The 22,025-nt window shown below is 58.0% G+C and carries 20 protein-coding genes and 1 pseudogene; 17 read left to right on the top strand and 4 right to left on the bottom strand.

Features of this window, described 5'->3' with window-relative positions; genetic code table 11:
* On the bottom strand, positions 1–702 hold a 702-nt coding region (locus tag ABIA96_RS31815), incomplete at its 3' end, for a LysR family transcriptional regulator (protein ID WP_354140873.1).
* Positions 703–1,592: 890 nt separating this feature from the next.
* Between ABIA96_RS31815 and ABIA96_RS31810 the strand changes: the two genes are divergently transcribed.
* Positions 1,593–2,582 (top strand): SphA family protein, encoded by a 990-nt coding sequence (locus ABIA96_RS31810; protein ID WP_354140872.1) that lies wholly within the window; start codon positions 1,593–1,595, stop codon positions 2,580–2,582.
* A 410-nt stretch (positions 2,583–2,992) separates the two neighbouring features.
* Positions 2,993–5,098 carry an acetoacetate--CoA ligase gene (locus ABIA96_RS31805; RefSeq protein WP_354140879.1) on the top strand — a complete coding sequence of 702 codons (2,106 nt, stop codon included), beginning with the start codon at positions 2,993–2,995 and terminating at the stop codon, positions 5,096–5,098.
* A gap of 113 nt (positions 5,099–5,211) precedes the next feature.
* Here ABIA96_RS31805 and ABIA96_RS31800 read toward each other — a convergent pair whose 3' ends face one another.
* Complete coding sequence (locus tag ABIA96_RS31800; RefSeq protein ID WP_354140871.1) at positions 5,212–5,877, bottom strand: TetR/AcrR family transcriptional regulator; 666 nt, start codon at positions 5,875–5,877, stop codon at positions 5,212–5,214.
* A gap of 317 nt (positions 5,878–6,194) precedes the next feature.
* On the opposite strand from ABIA96_RS31800, the gene ABIA96_RS31795 reads away from it, so the two are divergent.
* The 14 genes from ABIA96_RS31795 to ABIA96_RS31730 all read left to right on the top strand — a co-directional run bounded on the left by ABIA96_RS31795 (position 6,195) and on the right by ABIA96_RS31730 (position 19,802).
* The gene (locus ABIA96_RS31795; protein ID WP_354140870.1) at positions 6,195–7,115 is read left to right on the top strand and encodes a fumarylacetoacetate hydrolase family protein; all 921 of its coding nucleotides are present in this window, start codon (positions 6,195–6,197) and stop codon (positions 7,113–7,115) included.
* A gap of 38 nt (positions 7,116–7,153) precedes the next feature.
* Positions 7,154–8,035, top strand: a complete 882-nt coding sequence (locus tag ABIA96_RS31790; RefSeq protein ID WP_354140869.1) for a VOC family protein — start codon at positions 7,154–7,156, stop codon at positions 8,033–8,035.
* Positions 8,036–8,056: 21 nt separating this feature from the next.
* The gene (locus tag ABIA96_RS31785; RefSeq protein ID WP_354140868.1) at positions 8,057–9,562 is read left to right on the top strand and encodes a bifunctional 3-(3-hydroxy-phenyl)propionate/3-hydroxycinnamic acid hydroxylase; all 1,506 of its coding nucleotides are present in this window, start codon (positions 8,057–8,059) and stop codon (positions 9,560–9,562) included.
* Positions 9,559–10,416 (top strand): SMP-30/gluconolactonase/LRE family protein, encoded by an 858-nt coding sequence (locus tag ABIA96_RS31780; protein ID WP_354140867.1) that lies wholly within the window; start codon positions 9,559–9,561, stop codon positions 10,414–10,416. The genes ABIA96_RS31785 and ABIA96_RS31780 overlap by 4 nt, the downstream gene beginning before the upstream one ends.
* A gap of 289 nt (positions 10,417–10,705) precedes the next feature.
* Positions 10,706–11,701, top strand: coding sequence for an amidohydrolase family protein (locus tag ABIA96_RS31775; protein ID WP_354140866.1), 996 nt, complete (start codon positions 10,706–10,708; stop codon positions 11,699–11,701).
* A 275-nt stretch (positions 11,702–11,976) separates the two neighbouring features.
* Positions 11,977–13,140, top strand: a complete 1,164-nt coding sequence (locus ABIA96_RS31770) for an MFS transporter (RefSeq protein ID WP_354140865.1) — start codon at positions 11,977–11,979, stop codon at positions 13,138–13,140.
* A 79-nt stretch (positions 13,141–13,219) separates the two neighbouring features.
* Positions 13,220–13,972 (top strand): SDR family NAD(P)-dependent oxidoreductase, encoded by a 753-nt coding sequence (locus ABIA96_RS31765; RefSeq protein ID WP_354140864.1) that lies wholly within the window; start codon positions 13,220–13,222, stop codon positions 13,970–13,972.
* A 94-nt stretch (positions 13,973–14,066) separates the two neighbouring features.
* On the top strand, positions 14,067–14,687 hold the full coding sequence (locus ABIA96_RS31760; protein WP_354140863.1) for a TetR/AcrR family transcriptional regulator: 621 nt from the start codon (positions 14,067–14,069) through the stop codon (positions 14,685–14,687).
* A 54-nt stretch (positions 14,688–14,741) separates the two neighbouring features.
* Entirely contained in the window at positions 14,742–15,035 is a 294-nt protein-coding gene (locus ABIA96_RS31755; protein ID WP_354140862.1) for a hypothetical protein, read from the top strand.
* 418 nt (positions 15,036–15,453) lie between these two features.
* On the top strand, positions 15,454–16,098 hold the full coding sequence (locus ABIA96_RS31750; RefSeq protein ID WP_354140861.1) for a hypothetical protein: 645 nt from the start codon (positions 15,454–15,456) through the stop codon (positions 16,096–16,098).
* Positions 16,099–16,107: 9 nt separating this feature from the next.
* Positions 16,108–16,527 (top strand): VOC family protein, encoded by a 420-nt coding sequence (locus tag ABIA96_RS31745; protein ID WP_354140860.1) that lies wholly within the window; start codon positions 16,108–16,110, stop codon positions 16,525–16,527.
* A gap of 150 nt (positions 16,528–16,677) precedes the next feature.
* Entirely contained in the window at positions 16,678–16,863 is a 186-nt protein-coding gene (locus ABIA96_RS31740; RefSeq protein WP_354140859.1) for a hypothetical protein, read from the top strand.
* Positions 16,864–17,168: 305 nt separating this feature from the next.
* On the top strand, positions 17,169–18,926 hold the full coding sequence (locus ABIA96_RS31735; protein WP_354140858.1) for a methyl-accepting chemotaxis protein: 1,758 nt from the start codon (positions 17,169–17,171) through the stop codon (positions 18,924–18,926).
* Between the two features lie 60 nt (positions 18,927–18,986).
* On the top strand, positions 18,987–19,802 hold the full coding sequence (locus ABIA96_RS31730) for an acetoacetate decarboxylase family protein (RefSeq protein WP_354140857.1): 816 nt from the start codon (positions 18,987–18,989) through the stop codon (positions 19,800–19,802).
* Between the two features lie 163 nt (positions 19,803–19,965).
* Here the strand turns inward: ABIA96_RS31730 and ABIA96_RS31725 are convergent, their stop codons facing one another.
* Positions 19,966–20,181 carry a hypothetical protein gene (locus ABIA96_RS31725; protein WP_354140856.1) on the bottom strand — a complete coding sequence of 72 codons (216 nt, stop codon included), beginning with the start codon at positions 20,179–20,181 and terminating at the stop codon, positions 19,966–19,968.
* On the opposite strand from ABIA96_RS31725, the pseudogene ABIA96_RS31720 reads away from it, so the two are divergent.
* Positions 20,149–20,675, top strand: a pseudogene (locus ABIA96_RS31720) (helix-turn-helix domain-containing protein); the annotation flags it as partial. The gene ABIA96_RS31725 and the pseudogene ABIA96_RS31720 overlap by 33 nt on opposite strands.
* Positions 20,676–21,084: 409 nt before the next feature.
* On the opposite strand, the gene ABIA96_RS31715 reads toward ABIA96_RS31720, so the two are convergent.
* The gene (locus ABIA96_RS31715; protein WP_354140855.1) at positions 21,085–21,972 is read right to left on the bottom strand and encodes an SDR family oxidoreductase; all 888 of its coding nucleotides are present in this window, start codon (positions 21,970–21,972) and stop codon (positions 21,085–21,087) included.
* Positions 21,973–22,025: the final 53 nt, after the last annotated feature.

Genomic DNA, 22,025 nt, shown 5'->3' with positions numbered 1-22,025 from the left:
TCTACCCGCATCTACCGACCTTAAGGCTAGCCTTAAAGCCACATGCTTCCTCGGAAGCCGGTCACCGAACAAGACGGTCTCCGCCGGAGGGATACGAAGATCCATCCAGTGGACTACCTCCTTCGCTGCCAAGCGATGATCATGGGGTAGCGAGATCAGGATCCGCTCGCTCCAGAGCGATAGCACCTTGGCGTCTGTTGATGGTAGACGTCCAGGGCAGACAGCGACGTCGACTGTCCCGCTACGAAGCGCGGTCATAAGACGAGAGCGTGAGCGTTCTACTGTTGCCAACTCGATTTGCGGAAAGCGCCTTGTAAAGTCGACCAGAGTGGCCCGCAAATTGCCGGCTGAAATGGAGCTGCAAAATCCCATCGCAAGGTGGCCAACGTCACCTCGACCGCTAGATCTTCCTGTGTCGACGAGCGTGTCCACTTGTTCCAAGATAAGCCGCGCTATTCGCAGGACTGATCGGCCGGCGAGAGTAGGTTTTATCCCTCCCCTTGAGCGCTCAAATAGTGGAGTGCCAATCAGATACTCAAGCTTGCCAATCGAACGGCTGAGGACGGAGTGCTTGATTGAAAGCGCTTCTGCGGCTTGCCGAAAGCTTCCACAATCGCAAGCTACCACGGCTAGTCGAAGCTGCTGCAGGTCAACAGCTCTTGCCGCATGTCGCCAACCATCTTTATTGTCAGAGTCCGTCATTCCAGTCGCTCGCAACAAAACACAATGCAAGGCGCCGCGCTCCGCGCGCACCGACCCGAATGGTTGCGCATGGGATTTGGACGATTTTTAGTTGTAGTAGCTCTTGGCGCTTTTTGAATTCGGCCAATACGCTTGTCCAGCGAAAGCGCACGGCTGCGTGCCGAGCTTGACGGCTTCATGCAGAACATCCGCATGGCATAAAAGCGCTGCTCATCTCTCCTTCGAAGCTCCTGCTCCGCCATCTGTGGCTCTAAGGCTGGCGAGAGAGTCGGAAAGTTGCCCTCTCATTCGCACCCATCAATTTTACCGCCATTGACATCAAGTTGCCTTCATGGCATCGAGATACATACAATTCCTCTATGAAGGAATTAAATCGAATGATTGGGCGCTGTAACGCGGTGCTTAAATCTGGACTTTCGACGGGCTGCCCAAAGCTCGTACCGCAGGTCGCGAGGCGTGTGTTGGGCAGACTGTGGCGACGAGGCGATGGCCCCGGCATGAGGGTCGAGCAGGATCAACTTGATCCTGCTGAAGATCGTGAAGTCGCGTTGGGTGGAAAGCGCTTAGAGGGAGGGGACGATGTCCATTTGAAATCAGTATTGTCGCGCATCCTGTTAGCCAGCCGCGGTGATGCGAGCGCATGACGGCAGAGCGTAAGCTTTTAGCGCCGCGACTCTTATCGGCCGATCGTCGGTTACGAACAGCCTAAAGCTATTTGCTGCCGCAGGCCTGATAGGTCGGCTGTGTTCAGCGACCGCTGCATTGAGCGCGCTCCCCTTGGGAAGGTTCGCTTGATGTGGGGCTTCGACGCGGACGTTGCGTTTCTTCGCAGCGAACGACGACGGCTGTCCGAATATCTTTTAACGTCGTGAAAATATGGGGAGAATGAAATGCTTAAGTGGGGATATGCATTTGCTGCCGCAGGCGTCGCCACACTATCTACGACGCCTGCGCATTCGTACGAGTCGAGCTCGGCCGTGGCGATGCCTGGCTTGTTCATCGGAACGGCTGCTGCGGCACCGCCGCCAGGCATCTACGGGTTCGATCGCGCAAGTACGCTTCAATCGAACATCGCCGGTCCGGTGACAAAGGTCATTGGGGACAACACAGGCTTGCAAGTCGGCGCCATTACCCATGGATTCGTCTTTGTCCCCGGGTGGACGTTTCTCGGAGCTACCTATGATGCGGCGATCGCCGTGCCATTGCAGATGCAAAGCGTCGGAAGCCCGGTGAACGTCCAATCGAGCGGCATGTACAACACGTACATTGCGCCGTTCGAACTGAGCTGGAAGCTTGGAGATAGCGGCTTCTTCGCGAAGGTCGGTCTTGGCATGTATGTGCCAGATGGAACTCAAACCGGAATCGCGAAATTGAGCAACGTAGGTGATCCGTATTGGACATTCATGCCGCAATTGTCGCTGTCCTACCTAAAGAACGGATGGAATCTTACGGCGAACCTCTACAATGAGATGAACACCGCAAACAGTGTGACCGGTTACACGACCGGCGACATTTTCCACGTCGACCTCACCGCAACGAAGCAAATCGACAAGTGGACTATCGGTCCGGTGGCGTACTATGTTGGACAGGTAACCGGTGATAAATCGAGCGCGTTCTACAATTACAAGATTCTGAATGCAAACCGATATGATCGGGTCGCGGTCGGCGCGCTCTTAGGCTATGATTTTGGTCCTGCCCAAGTCCAGGTATGGGCCACGGAACAGGTTTATACGGCGACATCCGGCGCAACCTCCGGAGGACCGATCAATCTCTCCTCCGTTCCAAACGGCTTCAGCGTGGCCGCGACACTCCGTTATCGCCTCTGGGCACCGGATCAGGAGACTACGCCTTCCGAAAAACGACCATTCTTCATAAAGTAGGAATTGGCCGATGTCGCCATGCCGCCCGGGTGTTGGCTTCGTCGGGCGCGCGGACGAATAGGTTACCGTCGTCGCGCTTCAAAGATTTCAATATCGGGAATCGGTGCAAGTAGCACTCGGACGCAACAGCCGCCTTGAAAGCCGAGGGTATCCGCTGGCAGGCCGGCTCGTCTGCTAACCTCCCAGACTTGTGAGGGCCGCCGCCTTACTTGTGCGGCGGCCCCTTTTTTAAGGGGCGCTCCCATCGCTCGCAGGCTTACCGTGCTCCGGCGACTCAGAGGGGCTCCGTCAGAATTCAGTCTGATCTCTCCAACTCGTAAGTTTCCTAAGACACCGGACGCTTGACACTTTGAGTCGTTGCGTGTGATCTGAATCGAATTCCTGATGTGAGGAAATGATGATTGTCGCCCGTGCACGTTGTTGTTGCTTTGGTTAAATGCTCATCATCAGCAAGGCCAAGCCAGCTAGAGATCGCAGAGATGACTTCCGGAACTGGGCAAACTCTAAGCAGCGCACCGACGGCCGGGCAGCTTCTGTGGACGCCCGACAGTGTGCGGGTGGAGCGAGCGCAGATCACCAAGTTTCTGCGCTGGCTTGAGCGGGAACGGCGGCTAATATTTACCGACTATGAAGATCTTTGGCGCTGGTCGGTGGCCGAAAGCGACTGCTTCTGGCGCGCGATCTGGGACTACTTTGGCATTTTCGGAGATGCTCCGGCGGAAGTGGTTAGTGGGACTGACATACTCAAGGCCCGCTGGTTTTTGGGTGCTCGCGTCAATTACGCGGAGCATCTTCTGCGTCATGAAAGCGTGGCAACTTCCGAAGAAGTTGCGCTCGTCTACTGCTCCGAGGTGCGTCCCGTTGCGACGATGACTTGGAGTGAACTAGGAGGACAAGTACGGCGGCTCGCAACGCGATTACGCCAAATCGGCGTTCAACCGGGGGATCGGGTCGTTTCCTACATGCCGAATATTCCGGAAACCGCCGTTGCCATGCTTGCAACTGTCGCTATCGGAGCCGTCTGGTCGTCAGCGGCGCCGGAGTTCGGCTCGAAGATGGTGCTCGAGCGCTTTGGTCAGCTTGAGCCCAAAGTCGCGTTCTTTGCGGATGGCTATCAGTTCAACGGCCGCGTCTTCGATCGACGAACCGAAATAGTAACGATCGCGAACGGCCTATCAAGCCTGACCACTCTCATCTGGCTGCCGTACGTCGGCCTTGAACGCGATGTCGCGATTGTCCCGCGAGTCGTGGAGTTCGCTGACCTGCTAAAGGGACCGGAGATTCCGGCCGCGGAGTTTAAGTACAAGCGCGTGCCGTCGGATCATCCATTATGGATCCTGTTTTCGTCTGGTACGACGGGACTACCGAAGGCCATAGCGCACGGACATGCGGGCATGGTCGCCGAGCATCTGAAAGCGATGGCCCTTCACTGTGACCTCGGGCCAGGACGGAGGATGTTCTTTTATAGTACAACCGGATGGATGATGTGGAATGCCGTCATGGCCTCGCTGATTGTGGGCGCGGCCGCCATCCTATATGACGGCAGCCCGTTTCATGGAGGCGCCGACGCACTTTGGCGGATTGCCGATGAAACTGGGGCAACGGTGTTCGGCGCGAGTCCCACCCTTGTCCAGACTATGAAAAAGGAGAACGTCCGTCCGGCCCTTACCTTTGATCTGCGGGCATTGGACACCATCATACTTGGCGGGGCACCCTCGACGCCCGAGACATTCGGGTGGATCTACGAGAACGTTCGGCAAGATCTCTGGGTGACCTCCCAATCTGGCGGGACGGAGCTCTGTAGTAGTCTCCTCGCCGGAACTCCCGCGCTTCCTGTTCATGCTGGCGAACTCCAAGTTCGAGCACTCGGGATCGACGTCCAGGTTTGGAACGAGAACGGCGAAGAGATTTTTGACGACGTTGGAGAACTAGTCGTCGCCAAGCCGTTTCCGTCCGCTCCACTCTTCTTCTGGGGTGATGCAGGCGACGTTCGGTACCATGACAGCTATTTCACCACATATTCGGGGATTTGGCGTCATGGAGATCTCGCAAAGTTCAACTCTCGAGGAGGCGCGTATCTTTATGGAAGGTCGGACGCGACTCTTAACCGATTTGGCGTGCGCATTGGCAGCGCTGAACTATACCGCGTGTTAGAGCAGATACCAGAAATCACCGATGCACTGGTCGTTTGTTGTGAAATGCCCCGCGGCGAATTCTACATGCCGCTATTCGTCGCGCTAGGTGCAGGGCGGCAACTCGATGAGGATTTGAAAAGTCGAATCGTTGTCAGGTTGCGTACCGATGCCAGCCCGCGTCATGTGCCTGACGAGATTCATCAAGCTCCCGCCATTCCTTACACCTTGACAGGCAAGAGGATGGAAGTGCCCGTTCGTAAGCTGATCATGGGTGTACCGCCAGAGCGTGCCGCAAGCACCGACGCCATGGCGAATCCGGCTTCATTGAATTGGTTTGTCGAGTTCGCTACACGGGGCAGGGCGACACGCGATACTGTTTAGACCCGTCGTCCGCAGTTCGTTGCCTTGTATGCGATCGCCGTCGCTGTATCGTTCAAAATTCTCCGCCTAAGCTGGGGGGCGGAGGCTGAGTGACAGAGCGCTACAACTCTCTACTACTTCGGTCGTGGTTTCATGCCCTGTGCGAAAACTTTCGCGACAAACTTGCAGTATTCTTTCGTTAATTCAGCATCGAATCGCTCGCGTCCAAAAAGTTGCTCAATAAATGCTTGTTCGCGGATCGGGAAAGCGCAGATGGCAATCACCATCATGCGAAAGAACTGAAGCTCCCTTCGCGTCAATCGAATGCTATCCGTACCTCGAATGGACCGTTCTATCCGCGCCGTCGGATTATCGATGAACGCACTCCTAATCTTGGCCCCGCCGGGAGCACCGAGCCGGCTAATCTCCCTGACCAAGAGATCGTGCATATACGGAACGCTCTCTATGAAGGCCATCATCACGGTCACGATCCGGTCGAGCAGATCCTGAACGTCGCCGCTGGTAGGAACATCATATTCGCTCCTCCGGAAATCATCCATGAATGTGAGCGCAACCGCGCTTAGTACATCGTCCTTGCTGCCGAAATAATAGCGAATCAGGGCGGGATCGACCTTCGCCGCTCGGGCAATATCGATACGCGAAATCGCGTCGGGTGAATTCGTCCGAAGTAGTTCTCGCGTTGCAGCGATGATTTTGTCCCGCAATGCCTGCGAGTCATCCTTGACTGGGCGGCCCTGGCGGCGCGCGATCCTGGGTTGTTTCGACGTTTTCTTGCTCAAGTGGTTTGGGTCCGCTCGCACCGGGTTATCCCTCTTGACACCATTATTGCCTTCATGGCAATAAACGATTAATTCCTCGATGAAGGAATTATGAATGGAATTCAGCAATATAGGCCCGGATGAACCGTCGTGGGAGGCGCGCGATAACCTCGATAAGCAGGTTAACCGGGATACCGGTGGAAATCGCATGGCCCGCGAAGGAAACGCGGAGTGGAGGGAGCGGATCGTCTATGGCAAATGCACTTCGGTCACCTCCGGCGATAGTCGGAAGCGAACATCGAACCCAATGGACGGCCGGCAAGCGCGCTTGAGTGCGCATGCTCGCGGTCGGCCGCAACTCGTTCTTCCCCGGAGACAGGCACGATATGAAGCTTATCAGATATAGGCACCAAAACCGCATTCGCGTGGGCGCGTTAATCGGGCAGGCGATCGTTGATCTGACGGAAGTGGTCGGCGGTGCGGAGGATGCAATCCGTGTGATCGAAAGCTGGGACGCACTAAAAGATGCGGTGGCCCGCCACGTCGACGCAGCCCCCCAAATTCCGCTAGCGGACGTCAAGATTCTTGCCCCCATAGCGCGTCCGGGCAAGGTGCTCGCCATCGGCCTGAATTATGCGGATCACATCGCAGAGACCGGGCTCGCTAAACCCGATCGGCAACTGTGGTTTTCCAAAGCGAACACGAGCATCAACGGTCCATACGATCCAGTCGATTTGCCGATTGCTTCGTCGTTGCTCGACTATGAGGCCGAGCTCGTCGCCATCATTGGTCGCCGCGCCAAACACGTCAGTGCGGCGCAAGCCCGCGATTACATATTCGGATTCTGTGCGGGTAATGACGTCTCGGTCCGCGACTGGCAACAGCATAGTTCGCAATGGTGCGTCGGTAAATCGTTCGACACGCATGCACCGATTGGGCCCTGGATCGTTACCTCCGACGAGATCGGAGACCCGCATCAACTGGATGTGAAATGCTTCGTCAATGACGAGGTCCGACAGCATTCAAATACACGTCACCTCGTATTCAACGTGTTCGAACAGCTCGAATACCTCAGTCGCGCAATGACGCTGGAGCCCGGAGATCTCATTTTCACCGGGACGCCTGGCGGCGTTGGAGCGGCGATGAAGCCTCCGACATTCCTCAAGGCCGGAGACCGTACGCGCGTGGAAATCGAAGGTATCGGCTTCATCGAAAATGCTGTGGTGCCCGAGCGGTTCGACGGTGAAACCGCGAACTGACCGCGCCGATTGACTTCTGCAGATATGGAGAGGGCGTGATGCCTAAAGTTTTCCGAATTGGCTACATTGAACTAGCTACGCCGGATGTACGACGTCAGGCGGAATATTACGAGAACGTGATCGGCCTGCGCCAAGTTGAGGCTAGTGCCGATGCAGCCTATCTAAGCATCGGGCTCGACCATCACAACGTCGCGTTACGATCAGCCAGCGCCCCGGGGCTGTCATGCATCGGGCTGCAGGTCAATCAAGACGTGCCGTTGAAAGGCCTGGCTAGGGACCTTGAAGGTGCTGGCCACAGGGTTTCCTGGAAGAAGGACTCCCGTCCGGGCGTGTCGGAGTTGATCGAGGTGACGCCGCCCGGATCGATTCCGCTGCAACTCTTCAGCACCATGACGATGCCAGCGCCGGGGTTCTCCGAAAAGGGTATCAGGCCGATTCGCCTCGGGCACGTGGCGATCATGGCACCAGACGCAGCCAAGGTCGTGCGATTCTTTACCGAGTCTCTCGGTTTTCACACCACGGACTGGTTTGTAGATGTCGCAACCTTCTTGACATGCAATCCGGATCATCACGTCCTGAATGTCGTTCAAGCCGATAGAAGCAGAGTTCATCATATCGCATTTCAGATTCAGGACCGTAGCCATCATTGTCAGGCGGCCGATCTTCTCGCAACGGCCGGCATCTCTACCCTGTGGGGTCCGGCAAGGCATACGGCGGGACACAATTTCGCAGCCTATCATCACGACCCGGACCGGACGATCGTCGAGCTCTACACCGACATGGACGTTCTACTGCCGGATATCGGAATCTTCGAGCCAAGACCATGGCACGAAGATCTGCCGCAAAAGCCTAAAGTGTGGCAGCCGGGTACGTTCAACACCTGGGGCACGCGTTTCGAGTTCGACTTCAGCGTCGATTGAATCATCTAGGGAGACACTGAGGTGGATGCGAATAAGAGCGAATTGTACGACGTAGCCGTTGTGGGATGTGGTCCGGTGGGGCTAGTCCTCGCTCGACTGCTTGGCAGCAAGGGAATTCGGGTTGCTGCAATCGATCCAAATAGGCTGGTTTGCCATCATCCGCGGGCGACCCATCTCGACGACGAAACGATGCGAACGCTGCAGACCGTCGGCGCTGCCGCAATGGAGCTGCAGTTTCTGAGGATGTCGGGATGGACGTTACGTAAGCGAGATGGCACGCCGTTTCTTACGTTTGCCCATTCGGAGGAAGAATCCGATCAAGGCTGGCAGGGCGACTACCAGTTTCATCAACCTGATTTCGAGTCGCAGTTGCGCGGTGGCTTAGCCAACGATCCCCACGTCGATCTGCTATTTGGCTGGGAAGTTACGGATCTCCGGCAGGCTGATGAAGAAGTCGTGCTCACCTTAAGGGATCGCAAGAGCGGCGACACGAGGGCGCTGCGCGCCGCGTACGCGGTCGGCTGTGACGGCGCCGGCTCCTTCGTGCGCCGGTCTATGGCGGCAGACGTCGAGGATCTCAAAGGGACTCAGCGTTCGCTGATAATCGACATTTATCCGTTCGAGCATCCCGAGGGTCTGCCTCGCACCAGCGGATTCATCGTTTGCAGGCAAGAGTTGCCGCTCACCTATGTGCCGATTTTTCCTCCGATGCTGCGTTTCGAGTTTATGCTGAGCGGTGGAGATTCGGCCCACGAGCTGGAGCGCCCCTCATCGATCTACAAACTCCTGAGTCCCTGGATCGCTGCTGGTGGCTATCGCATCATGCGCACCGACACCTACGAATGGCACGCCCGACTTGTGAAAGGCTGGCGTAATGGACGGGTGCTACTTGCAGGCGATGCAGCTCATGAGATGCCGCCGATGCTTGGCCAAGGCATGTGCTCGGGGCTCAGGGATGCCTTGAATCTCGCCTGGAAATTGGCATCGGTCGTGAAAGGAGAGTGCCACAGCACCCTTCTCGATACGTATGAGACGGAGAGGGCGGCCCATGTTCGCCCCTACATCGTAGAGTCAGCTAGGCAGTCCAATCTTATCGAGGGATTCGGCAGCGGTGATGGGCTTCCCGAGGTTACGGAGCCTCAGGTCGTTCCTCGAATGCGTCCCTCTCTTGGTGTAGGACTTGCCGACCACCCAACGAGGTCCATCGGTCAGCTGGCGCCTCAACCGCGATCAAGTGACGGTGCCCGCCTTGACGACGTTACGGGATACAATTTCGTTATCCTAGGAGCGAAGGAGAGCATCGCTGCGGTAGACGACAATACTCGCTCGCTTTGGTCTCGTCTTGGAGCTGTCGTATCGCCAGGTACCGGCGATCGCGTCGATAAGTGGCTTGCGGCAAATGGTGCCGACGTGGCGATCGTTCGCCCTGATAGATACGTTTATGCGCTTTGCAGCGGCCCAAATGAATTGATAGCCGCCACAAGAAAGCTTTCGGAGCGGTTGTTTCGCGCGGAGGCCATGGCATGACGGTGTACGCCTCGGGATTGAAGTGGGGGGAAGGACCGCGCTGGCAGAATGGCGCGCTGTGGGTGTCGGATACTCAAGGGTCCCGACTATGGACGGACGCGGGCGGCAAGTGGACGGCGTTCGAAACGTCGTCCGTATCAAACGGCCTTTGGTTTCTCCCGGATGGCAGACTCGTCGCTGCCATGATGCACGAGAAACGAATTGGAGTCTGGACGGGGGCGCAATGGGACACCTACGCGGATCTGAGCTCGCTGTCGCCGGGTCCGTTAGGCGACCTTGTGGGTGACCGGAATGGAAATTTGTACGTCGACGACGTTGCTTACTCTGCGGCAAACGGCGAGCAGCCCCGACCGGGCCGCCTTTTGTTCGTTGGTTCGGATCGGGCAAGCCGTGTAGTCGCGGACGACCTTCACTTTCCCAACGGACTCGCATTCACGGAGGGCGAGCGCACGCTGGTGGTCGCCGAGACATCGGCGCAACGGTTGACATCCTTCCGCGTGGATGTGGGCGGCGACCTGCACGAACGTCGGCACGTTGCCGATATCGCAGCGCTCCTTGGGCCCAATGCCCGGCCAGACGGTATCTGGGCGGGCGAGGAGGGCATATGGGTGGCCACGCTCGCGGGACACGCAGTAGGATTGGTGCGCGATGGGAAACTTCTGACGACCGTCGACACCGGTACGGGCTTTCCGATCGCCTGCTGCGTGGCTGAAGGCTCGCGTCTGTTTGTGACGATTGCAGCCGCGCGCGACCAACCGCTTATGGCTGCGATCGCAAGCAAGACTGTCACGACGGATGTCATAGTGTACGACGTCCGCGATCTCGTACGCGCATCGCCCTTTGCTTCTTCTTGACATTATTACGACGAACGTGGCAACTATGTATAATTCCCGTTTACGGGAATTAATCTATCGGCAGCGGATTTGGACATCCTCAAAACTGCGGTCTGATATCCAAGCGGCCTAATACGGCGAATCAACTCGCTGATGGAGGGGAAACAATGGACGCGAACAGGTGCGTCGACGATCCGCGGTCATTCCGAATAAGTTGCAGGGTGGATTGGCCCGCTCGGCATAGCGTCAGGCGATCGCGCTCGATTCGGTATCCAAAATGCGCCCCATGATTAGCCGACGGGAGAGCAACATGTCGACCGGCCGTACAATTGATTTCCACGCCCATATCCTGCATCCGGAGCTCGCATCGATCTCCCAGGATAAGGTCGTTTTGACCGGTTTTGGAGCGACGCCACCGCGTCCCCGACCGCCAGGTTCTCGGGCCGATGCGTTCTTCCAGTTCATGCTGCGGCCCGACCTTCACGTCGCCGAGATGGACCGGCGCAAGATCGACGTTCATGTGCTGTCATCGAGCACGGTGGTGCAAGGCACCTTTTGGGCGGCGCCTGACGAGGAGCCACGCCTTTGTGCGATGATGAATGATGCGATGAACGATTGGGTTTTGTCCTATCCCGATCGCTTCGTCGGAACGATGGTCTTGCCGTTCCAGAACATGCAAGCAACGCTGTCCGAAATCGAGCGCTGCCGCGAACGTTATGGGTTCCGTATCGTCAATGCGCCGGCCAACGTTCATGATCGTTATCTTGGTGATCCCTCCTTCAACGACTACTGGCGTGTTGCTTCGGAGGCGAACCTCGTCACCTTCATTCATCCCGATGGCGTGCGCGATCCGTGGTTCCAACGTTATAGCTTGTGGAACTCGGTCGGACAGCCGATGGAGGAGACCAAGGTTATCGCTTCGCTAATCTACGAAGGCGTGCTCGAACGTCATCCCGGCATTGCGATCGTGATCTCCCATGGTGGCGGCTACGCACCGCTGTTCATGGGGCGCCTCGACCGGAACGTCACCAACATGCCCGACAGTACGGTCAACATTCGGGGCTTTCCGAGTGACTACATCAAACGTCTTTCGTACGACATCTGCGTCTACGATCCCGCGGCACTGGCGCGATTGATCGAGCACGTGGGCGCCGAACGTCTTTTGCTTGGCTCGGATTTTCCATTTGGTGATCCCACCGCGTTCGATCTGCTCGATCGGGTTGAGGGCTTATCGGCCGAGGACCGGCAGAAGATCACTTCCGGGAATGCCTCGGCATTGCTGCAAACGGTAAAGCCATCGGACTGATTCGGCGATGCCACACGAGACGCAGGCGATCTGCAGGACGTAGCTCGAGCGGCGCGACCGGCGCCGAGTGCCTACGTGTCACACGACTTTTTGAATTCGCGGCATTCGCCGTGGCAAGGACAGAGGGGGCTATGATGAGAGTAAGGCATGTCCTGGGAGCAGCGGGGCTTGCTGCATCGGTACCCGCAACACCAGCTCGTCCATCCACCGCCGAAAAAGGGCGCGCTCTACAATATGATCGTGCCTGGGGCGTGCTGATTGGAGCCAGCCTGTGCATGTTCTGCGGCATACCGGCCGTCGTCTACTACACCTTCGGCGTGTTCGTGCCCGAGATCATCGCCGAAACGCGGTGGTCGGCACCGGCAGTGGCGGCCGCCATCGGACCAGCCGCGCTCATCGCTTCGTTAACCGCGCCGGTGATCGGGCGGTTAAGCGACAAGTTCGGCGTGCGGCCTCTGGCTCTGGTTGGCGGTCCGGCGTTCGGGCTCGGTATTGCGCTGCTGGGCTGGGCGTCGAGTAGCCCCAACACCTTCTCCGTTCTGTTGGCGGTTATGTTTGTCCTGGCGTTCGCAGGTTCTCCGATCTCCTATGCTCAGGCGCTGACAGGCTGGTTCGACAAGCGCCGGGGGCTTGCCATGGGGATAATGTTCTGTACCGGAGCCATAGGCATAGCCGTCTGGCCCGTCTACGCCGCCGGGCTGATAGCGCATCTGGGCTGGCGCCATGCCTACATGGCAATGGGCGCCACAGCGGGCAGCGTTATCTTTCTCTCGGCGCTTTTTCTGCTTCGGAACGCTCCGTCGGCGCAGACGGCGGCAACCCCGGAACAACAAGGCCAGGTGTCCGGTCTTCTCGTTCGAGAGGCACTTCGCACGACGCGCTTCTGGAAAACGGCCGTGATCTTTCTTTTGCTGTCAGCCGTCCTGGGAGGCATGGCCGTAGAATTTCCGGTCGTGCTCCGTCGAGAAGGGGCTGACGCGCAGGCCGCGGCAGCAATCATGTCGGTGATCGGCATATCCATGTTCGCTGGCCGATTGCTGCTCGGATTCGTTCTCGATCGATGGTTTGCGCCGCATGTCACGATCGTGATCGCCTCCGTGTCGACGCTATCATTCATTCTGCTAATGACAAGCACCGCACAGATCGCGCTGACCGCTTCGGCAGCCTTCCTTGGCTTCGGGATCGGCACGGAGTACGCCGTTGCGGCCTATATGACCTCGCGGGAGTTCGGTTTCCGATCCTATGGCGCGATATACGGTCTGATTACGTTGGCGACCAGCATCGGTCTCTCAATAGGGCCGGCGGTTATTGGCGTGTCGCTGGCCACGGAAGTTCCTGACAAGCTTATTTTCGGCACGTCGATAGCGGTGTTGCTAGTTTCGGTGCTTCTGCTTCTGACGCTCAGGCGAAAGGACCTTCCGTACGGTCAAGGGGCTTGAGCGCGGTCGACCGGCACATCTCTGTGTCTTGGACGAGCGACATTGTGGTTCGCATGAGCGTGATGTTTGGGAGAGACAAATGAAGTTGAAGGGCCAATGTGCGATTGTAACGGGAGCGGCTACTGGCATCGGCTTCGCCGCTGCCAAGCGATTGGCGGAAGAGGGGGCTTCCGTTGTTATCGCCGACATTAAGGGCCACGAGGCGGCCGCGACCGATTTGACGGCCAAGGGTCTCGATGTCGTCGCCGTGACGGCTGATGTATCGCGCGACGATAGCGTTTCGGGCCTCGTGAAGAGCACCATGGAGCGATGTGGCCGCATCGACATCGTGGTGAACAACGCCGCAATGGCGTCGCAACTCAAGCCCGGGCCCTTTGAGCAGAAAACCGCCGAGGACTGGCTTCGTGTCTACGACGTTAACGTCGTCGGTATCTTTCGCATGTGCCGTGCAGTCTCGCCGCATATGCGCGCCGCAGGGTCGGGACGGATCATAAATCTCAGCTCCGGTACAGCCTTCAAGGGCACTCCGGGCCTAATGCAGTATGTAGCCAGCAAAGGAGCTATCATCTCGATGACCCGCGCTCTGGCCAGTGAGTTTGCTCCTGACAACATCCTGGTCAATGCTGTTGCGCCTGGTTTCACGCTTTCCGAGAACGCTGCGGCGAAGCCCGAGCTCCGCCCCTATTCCGAGATGGCGATAGCGACACGACTGATAAAGCGCGATGCTTATCCCATCGATCTCGCCAACGTGATCTATTTCCTCGCGAGCCCAGACGCGGGGTTCATCACAGGGCAGGTCATTGCTGTTGACGGCGGTTCGGTATTCCACTGATCGGCGGCTCAGAGGAAGTCGACGCCAGTGAGCGCAGCATGGATCTCGTCGTCGTGAAGTTGGGAGCCGTGCTGCTAGTTATGGCGGGACATCCTTGACAACAGTTCTCGAGCATAATCGGTCCGATACCCGCGCCCGGATTCTTCAGACCGCGGAACGGCTCTTTCGCGAAATCGGGTATCAGAAGATCACCGTGGCTGACATCGCCAAGGTGCTCAAAATGAGTCCTGCAAACGTCTACCGCTTCTTCGAATCGAAGCGGGCAATACATGAGGCGGTGGCGCGTCGACTCATGGGTGAGATCGAACAGGCAGCCGCGGCGATCGCCGAAAAGCCGCTATCTGCCACCGAGCGGCTTCGCGAGCTCCTGGCATCTATCCACCACATGAACAAGGAGCGCTATGTCGGCGATTTCAAGCTCCACGAAATGGTTGCCATCGCCATGCAAGAGTATTGGAAGGCTTGCGATGCTCACCTCGAGATCATCGCCGCGATAGTCGGCGACGTAGTAAGCGACGGAATGGAGAAGGGGGAATTCAATAGGGCAGACCCAAAGATGACAGCGCTTTGCGTGGTCTCGGCGATGGGACGCTTCTTCTACCCGCAAATCATCTCTCAGTGTGGGGCTGAGCCGAGTCCGACCCTCGCACAGATGGTCGATTTCGTTATTGGCGGCATCTCGGCAGCCAAGAACTTTGGCCACCCGCGTCCGTGACGACGACGAAACGAGAGGGAAAACGCTACGACAATGCGCTTCGTATGAGTTTCTTTGTCGCTCGGCGGCCAGTTGAGATACCGAACACTCGACACTGTCGCCTGTCGGCGACATGCCGGCCGACTGCTGAAGATCGATCGCAGCTTCATCGATGGCCTCAGCAGCGAACCAGGCGATAGAGCGATTGTTTCATCGATCCTGAGTCTGGCCTATGCCATGGGCAAACGCACAATAGCCGAGGGCGGGGAAAAGCGTGAGCTCATGGCCGCGTTAGCCAACAAAAGCGCCACAACCGATGTCGCCCTTTACAACATCTGCGATCTCTTACCGGCCAAACCTTCCCCATAGGTGGGAATACTCCCAGTAAAATGTCACTCGGCAGGCTAGCCGATTATCGGCTTTTCGTTTGCAATTAGAGAGAGGCCGACAACTCGAGACGGCCTCAGTACGCCGACACCGACGTGCGCTTCTTGACATTCTTACGACTTTTGTGGCAACAAGCTCTTGAATTCCTCGACAAAGGAATTAACAGCAACCGTTCTATTGTCTTTTAGACGTTCAGTCGGCATTCAAGCGCACAACACGATAAAGCGATCTACTCGCTGCCAAGGAGAGGGAACAATGCGCGGCCATCACTGGCGCGATCAGGCGCGTCGATGCTTACGAGAAAGTCCGGCGGCCATCGCCGGGCACGCAGCCGTTCGCTTGTTCTTGCGCCTCTTCGCTGTCCTGAGCCCACAACTTGGCCAACATGCAAAGGAGTAGCATGTCGGACTCCGGCGTGATCGATTTTCATGCCCACATCCTGCATCGGAAACTCGCGTCGATCTCCCAAGACAACGTGCTTTTGAGCGTCTCTGGAGCGATGCCACCGCTGCCGCGCGTCGCCGCCGCACGGCATTCCCGTCCTGCACTGCCGCAGGGTTTCCGGGTTGATCGGTTCGCATCGAGAATCGCATTGAGCATAGTATCGGCGTCATTGGTTGCCGCGGCACAACGAGTGAACAGACTAAAGGCGGGAATCTGGCGCGCCCGACAGATCCTGCCGGAAAACCTATCGCACGCAATTGAAATCCTATCGTCGCAGATAATCTTTGCGGCAGCCCAGGGGATGGCCGCGGTCGCCGTCGCTGCTTATCAGGATCCTAGGTTCACCAGGCAGGCCTTCGTCGCTGTGGGTCTTGATCCGGTTATGAACTCTCCCTCCGACTTCTCGCGGATTTTGAAGACGGAAAGCGTCAGCGCGAAAGCTGAGTTCAGGGCAAAACCAGAGTATCCGTTCGTCAAGGAGGTCATCGCCGTTGACGGCAGTTCGGTATTCAATTGCACAGGCCATTTTGTGATGGTTCGACGACAAGCGCGGGTTAGCGATCGGTATTGCAGAGCGGGCTCCATAGTCACTGTACACTAGGAGAGCAGAATGAAAGCACGCCTCGACCATATTGGAATTGTGGTGGCTAGCCTTGAAGCCACACGCGCGTTCCTACAGGACTTCGGGTTCGAACTGATCCGCTCAGGGGGCGTACCGCATCTCCAGCTCGGGGCGGAATTTCTCGGTAGCCAAAATCAGAACGTGCAGATCGAACTTATCGAATTTGGGGATCCTTTGATCCGCGAAATGCGCCTTGGGGGCGCGCGCGGACGTATGGACCATATCGCGCTCGAGTTTGATGACGTCGAGGAAGCGCGTGCAGTGCTCGCGGAGCGCGGCGTGCAAACTCAAGGGGATACGCTTATGATAGTTGGCAGCATGCGGTGCTATTTTACACGACCGGAAACGAGCTTGGGCGTGGTCTATCAGTTGCTTGACTATCGCGGCGAGGCGGATAATTCCTGTTAGACTGATCTTCGGCCCGACCGTGACAGCTGCCAGCTCCATCGGACTTATGTGGATTCTTGGATTCGGCGTGCTGCTTTCAAGTACCTGCTATCTTCCGATCGTCTCGACTATCGTGTCGCACACATCCCCCCGAATATGGTGGCCAAGACCATGGCCATCTTGCTCATGTTCCAAGGGATCTTCGGTTCTGCCGTCGCTGTCGCGGCGATTGCCGACCACTCATTCGCCGGCCCCAACGCGCTGGCTAACGCCCTCTTCGAGACGTATGTCTTTCTCATGACGCTGGGCGTTTGTGGCACGATCGTACTGGCCGCGGGGTCTTCGGGTAATGGATAGGAGCGTGCGACCATGACAACGCCCGACAATTCTCCTAAGAACGAAGTCGAATAATTCTTTGATAAAGGAATTATTATGAAATCGCAGATAGAGTAATCGTCAACGCGCTGGTCGGAGAGAGCGCTCCAACCTTCGCAGGCGCGCGACAAGACGCGCGGGACAACCATCATCCTGGTCTAATGACAGACAACGCGCATGGGTAGAGCACTTACATTCGTTGTAATTGGGCTTGGACAACAGATTTATTTATTCGAGTCGGATCTGCCGCTTCCTGCTTTGCGGGCCTCGCGGGAAAGGATTGGGGCATGTCGGAAAGCGGCCGTTTGAAATCATTATTTTCCTGGCTTCCGACGCTCCGCTTTCGCACCAAAATCCTGCTAGGCTTTGGGTGGGTCATGTCAACCTCGGTGGTTGGCCTCGGGGTAGCTTATTTCGGATTCGGGCAGGTCTCTGAAGCGATCGCTTCGTACCGGAACAGCGTCGTCGAGGCCGACCTTGCTCGCAATATCGACCGCGAATTGATCTCCTATCGCTCGGCCGTCAACTACTATGTCGTGACCGGCAAGGAAGATGACGCCAAGTTGGCGCAATCGGCCGAGGCCGGCCTCAAGAGCGCCATTGATCAGGCGCTCCTGAACACGACCGAGCGTGGTCGACGCGAGTGCTTGGAAAAGCTCGCCATCGATTTTCGGACTTTTGCCTCGACCTTTGAAGACATTGTAACGGTTGGAGATCAGAGCGCGCAGGTCGTCCAGAATCAACTGCAGAGAAACGCGAATGCCGACACGGTGGAGAATCTCGTCACCCAGATGAGTCGCTCGGCCGGCGCTATGGGGCAGGGCGTGAGTTCCATGAAGGAGGATTTAGTTGCCGAGCAACAGCGGCTGGAAGTCAACACCAACGACCTTGTCCGCCAGACCGAAAGGCGCATCGTCGCGCGCGGCGTCGCCGCGACGCTTCTAGGCGCAATCTTGGCCATCCTGCTCGGTCGCGGCATCTCTCGGCCGGTGATCGCGATGTGTAAGGCGATGCGTCGGCTCGCTGCCGGCAATTTCGAGGTAGTGCTGCCCGGCGTCGGCCGCAAGGACGAACTCGGTGAAATGGCGAGCGCCATCGAGGAGTTCAAGATGACGGCCGTCGCTAAAGCCGAGCATGACGCAGCCACGCGAGAGGCGCACAACCGCGAAGGGAGCGCCGCGCGCCGGGTGGAACTCATACGTTTCGCCGATAATTTCGAGACCGCAGTCGGTTCGATCGTATTCAATGTGTCGGCCTCCGCGGTTCATCTGGAGCAGGCGGCCGGCACGTTGACGCGGACGGCGGAGATCACTCAGGCCTTGTCGAGCGACGTTGCCGGCGCTTCGGAAGCCGCCTCCACTAACATCCAGTCGGTCGCGTCGGCGACCGAAGAATTGTCGGTCTCCGTCGACGCGATAGGTAAGCAAGTGCGCGAGTCTAATCGTATTGCGAACGCCGCCGTCCAGCAGGCGCTGCAGACTGACGCACGCATCGGTAAGCTATCCCGGGCGGCTCAGGAGATCGGAGATGTCGTCAAACTCATCACGGCAATTGCCGAGCAAACCAACCTGCTAGCGCTCAACGCCACAATCGAGGCGGCGCGGGCGGGCGATGCCGGTCGTGGCTTTGCGGTGGTTGCTTCCGAGGTCAAGTCGCTAGCAAACCAGACTGCGAAGGCGACGGAGAGTATCTCGAACCATATCGCGGGCATGCAGGGCGCAACGCAGGAATCGGTAGCAGCTATTAAGGAGATCGGCCAGACCATCAATCAGGTATCCATGATTGCGACCTCTATCTCCAACGCCGTTGAGCGACAGGGAGTCGCCACGCAGGAGATCGCGCGCAGCATCCAGACTGTCGCGCTAGGCACGCGGGAAGCTGTTTGCAATATCGTCGAGGTCAATCGCGGCGCCACTGAGACCGGCGCGGCCTCGGAAGAAGTCCTGAGCTCGGCCAAAGTGCTGTCCAGCGAAAGCACGCGGCTACGTACCGAGCTCGACCGCTTCATGCAGAACATCCGTCACCAGCGACTTGCTTTGAGCTAAATAATTCCTCATATAGGGAAATAGGTGGCACGAGGTTGCCCCTTAGACGGGAGCGCGCGGATGAAAGAGCTGATCGATCGGCGGAAGCGCCATCGCATGCCTGTGGTGTTCGGCCCCACAGTGGGGCCTCGCCAGGGGCCGGACGGGCAGGCTTACGACTACAGCGAATCGCCACGCGCTAGCGTGGCTGTATCGTTTCTCAGTGAAGCGGACGCGCTCACGCAATTGCTCCCTCCCGGATGTCGTCTTGATGGTGAGCCGATCGTTACAGTCGAGCGCTCGGACTTGCTCGAGGTCGAATGGCTTGCGGGCCGCGCCTACTCGATGCTTGCCATCAAGTTTCCGGTTGCGTTCGAGGGAGAGCGCGATTGCGTTCGAGGTCCATTCCTATCCGTTCTATGGGAGAACAGGCCCGAGCCGATTATCAGCGGACGCGAGGAACTGGGTTTTGCGAAGCTCTACTGCGAACTTCCGCCGCCTCGCGCGGTTGGCGGCGTGTATGAGTGGTCCGCCCTGTGGGACGGCCACGAATTTCTCCGTCTGGGGCTGTCCGATCTTGCAGACGCAGATCCGCCGCCCCCCACCTTGCCCATCGACGGGACGCTTCATCATCGCTATCTGCCTGGTCTGAGCGAACCAGGTCTCGCCGACCTTGAGCAAATCGTAATGTCGCCTTCGGGTGCGCGAGTGCGCACCATCTCCTATCGCAAAGGCAAACCCTCGATCGCTTTTGTTCGCTCGACGTGGGAGCAGCTTCCGACCATGTACCACATAGTCAATGCACTGGCGGATCTTCCAATCAAGGAGATGCGGGCGGGCTGCCTCGCCGAAACCCGCGGCGCCAGCGATTTCAGCAATCAGCGCGTGCTTTCCTAGCCGCAGTGCAAGCGCAGGCCGCTGTTGCGGGTAAGACCTCGTTCATAATTCTCGCCCACCATTATCTTTGAATTGGTGGTTGCTAATGATTCTGCGGCAAAGGGGTATCCGATAGCCCCCCAATCGGCTTGAATCCGAGCAGCACGCGAAGGGCGTCTCAATCTCAACCCCAGCCTCTGGCCTCTGCGAACTGGCGGTGGACGCTTTCAAAGACTGGGTCCGATCCGACGCCTTCTTCGCGGAGGTCTTCGTCCGCATAGAGGGTCTGGGCATAGAAGTAATTGGCGATTTGCTTGATTTCGGCCTCGGTCAGCGCTGTGCGTAAAGGGTGCTCGATAAGGAGCGCGTCCGCTTGCGCGATGATGCTGTCGAACTCCATGATGAGTCGCGGCTTGTCACGCTGGTGCAGTTGGTTTGGTGACGAGACCCGCGCGCAGCGACCCGCACGCGAACTCGTTCTTGAGCGGCTTTTTGCGGTGCTCCTGATCGAGGCCTTGAGGTGCGGCGTCAAAACCGCGGCCTCGCAGGGCCTATCCCGAGGGCTTGCCGACGAGCGTCTGGCGGTGGCGTATGCGCGCGCTGCATGCGCGGCCCGAATATCCCTGGACGGTCGCGGAGCTTGCCACCGAAGCGGCTCTATCTCGCTCGGCATTCTTCGCGCGATTCAGTCGTGCCGTCGGTTTGCGACCGATGGAGTATCTCCTGGCCTGGCGCATGGCGCTGGCGAAGCGCCTGTTGCGCGAGCGCAAGCTCGGCATGGATCAGGTGGCAGAGCGAGTAGGTTATGGCTCGGCCAGCGCCTTCAGCGTGGCCTTCGCACGCCACGCCGGCTTGCCGCCAGCCCGCTATGCGCGCTTGACCGGCGCCTTATGAGTCGTCCATATTCGCCGCCTGGCAGCCATGCGTCGGGCTTACCCGACGGAGCGCTCGATCTCTGGATCGACTTCGAATGCACTTTCCATGGTGAGGTCTTGATCGCGATCTCGGACATCAGCAGCTCTCCAGGGTACGGCAGAGCCGGGATGCAAGCTCAATGAAACGAGTGGTGCCTGTGATTCAAACTCCCACAGCACGGACCCGGGCACCGGAGGCACACCGATGGTGATCTTGGTTTGGGCCGCGGTGCCGGCCGAATTCCTCAAGGAGATTGGTTCTGGGCCTGCTCCGCTACGCTTTGGCTCCAGCCGATGAATTGCGGGCAACGAAATCGGCCAGATGGTCGATCATCCATTGTCCCACGGGATCGAGGCGATGGTCGGCGAGATAGGTTGGTGCGCTGTGATTACAAATAGCGCATCGCATCAAGGTCGGCGATCAGCTTCGGTCCGTTCGGATGCCAGCCGAGCTTTGCCCGCGTTTGCGCGCTGGAGGCTGGCATGTCCATGCCGACGAACATACCCATCCAGCCGAAATGTTCGACGGCTCTTTCCGGCGAAACGCTGACTGCCGGAAGTTTTAGGCCGCGAGCGAGAGCTTCCGCAATCGCGCGCGCCTCGACGCCTTCTTCGCCCACCGCATTGTAACGCGCGCCGGGTTCCTTGTTCTCGATCGCGAGTCGGTAAAGCTGCGCCACATCGTTCAAGTGACCCGCAGGCAAACGGTTGCGACCTTCACCCACATACGCCGACACGCCTTTTTCCCGCGCAATCTCGACGAGCGGCGAAATCAGTCCTTGCTTGACCGTATTATGAACCTGCGGCAGTCGCATGACCGAAACATTGACACCCGCATCGAGCAGCTCGATCCCAGCCAGTTCGGAGGCGATGCGCGGATTGGGATGGCTGGTATCGAACACGTCTTCTGTTGCGGGTTGACCGTGCTTGCCGCCGCCCATGCCGGTTCCGGAGGTGATGAGCAGAGGCCGGTCGGAACCTTTCAAGGCGGAGCCCAGCGCACCAATGACGCGACGGTCTTTTTCGCAATTCTCCACGAATTTCGAGAAGTCGTGGTCGAACGCGGTGTGGATGACGGCATCGGCTTTCGCCGCGCCGCTGCGAATGCTCTCCAAATCCTCCAGCGTACCGCTATGAACCTCGGCTCCGGCGGCAACAAGCGCCTGCGCGCCTTCGTCGGACCTGGTCATGCCAATCACTTGGTGTCCGGCTTTGAGGAGTTCCGGCAAAACGGCCGAGCCGATGAATCCCGTGGCTCCTGTAATAAAGATACGCATGCTAATTCTCCCTTTTGAATTCCATCTCCTCAGTATGGATCGATGTTATATCC

It is taken from the genome of Bradyrhizobium sp. LB11.1, assembly GCF_040549385.1.
In the GTDB taxonomy this organism is placed as follows: domain Bacteria; phylum Pseudomonadota; class Alphaproteobacteria; order Rhizobiales; family Xanthobacteraceae; genus Bradyrhizobium.
This window is presented reverse-complemented; position numbering and strand designations above follow the sequence as displayed.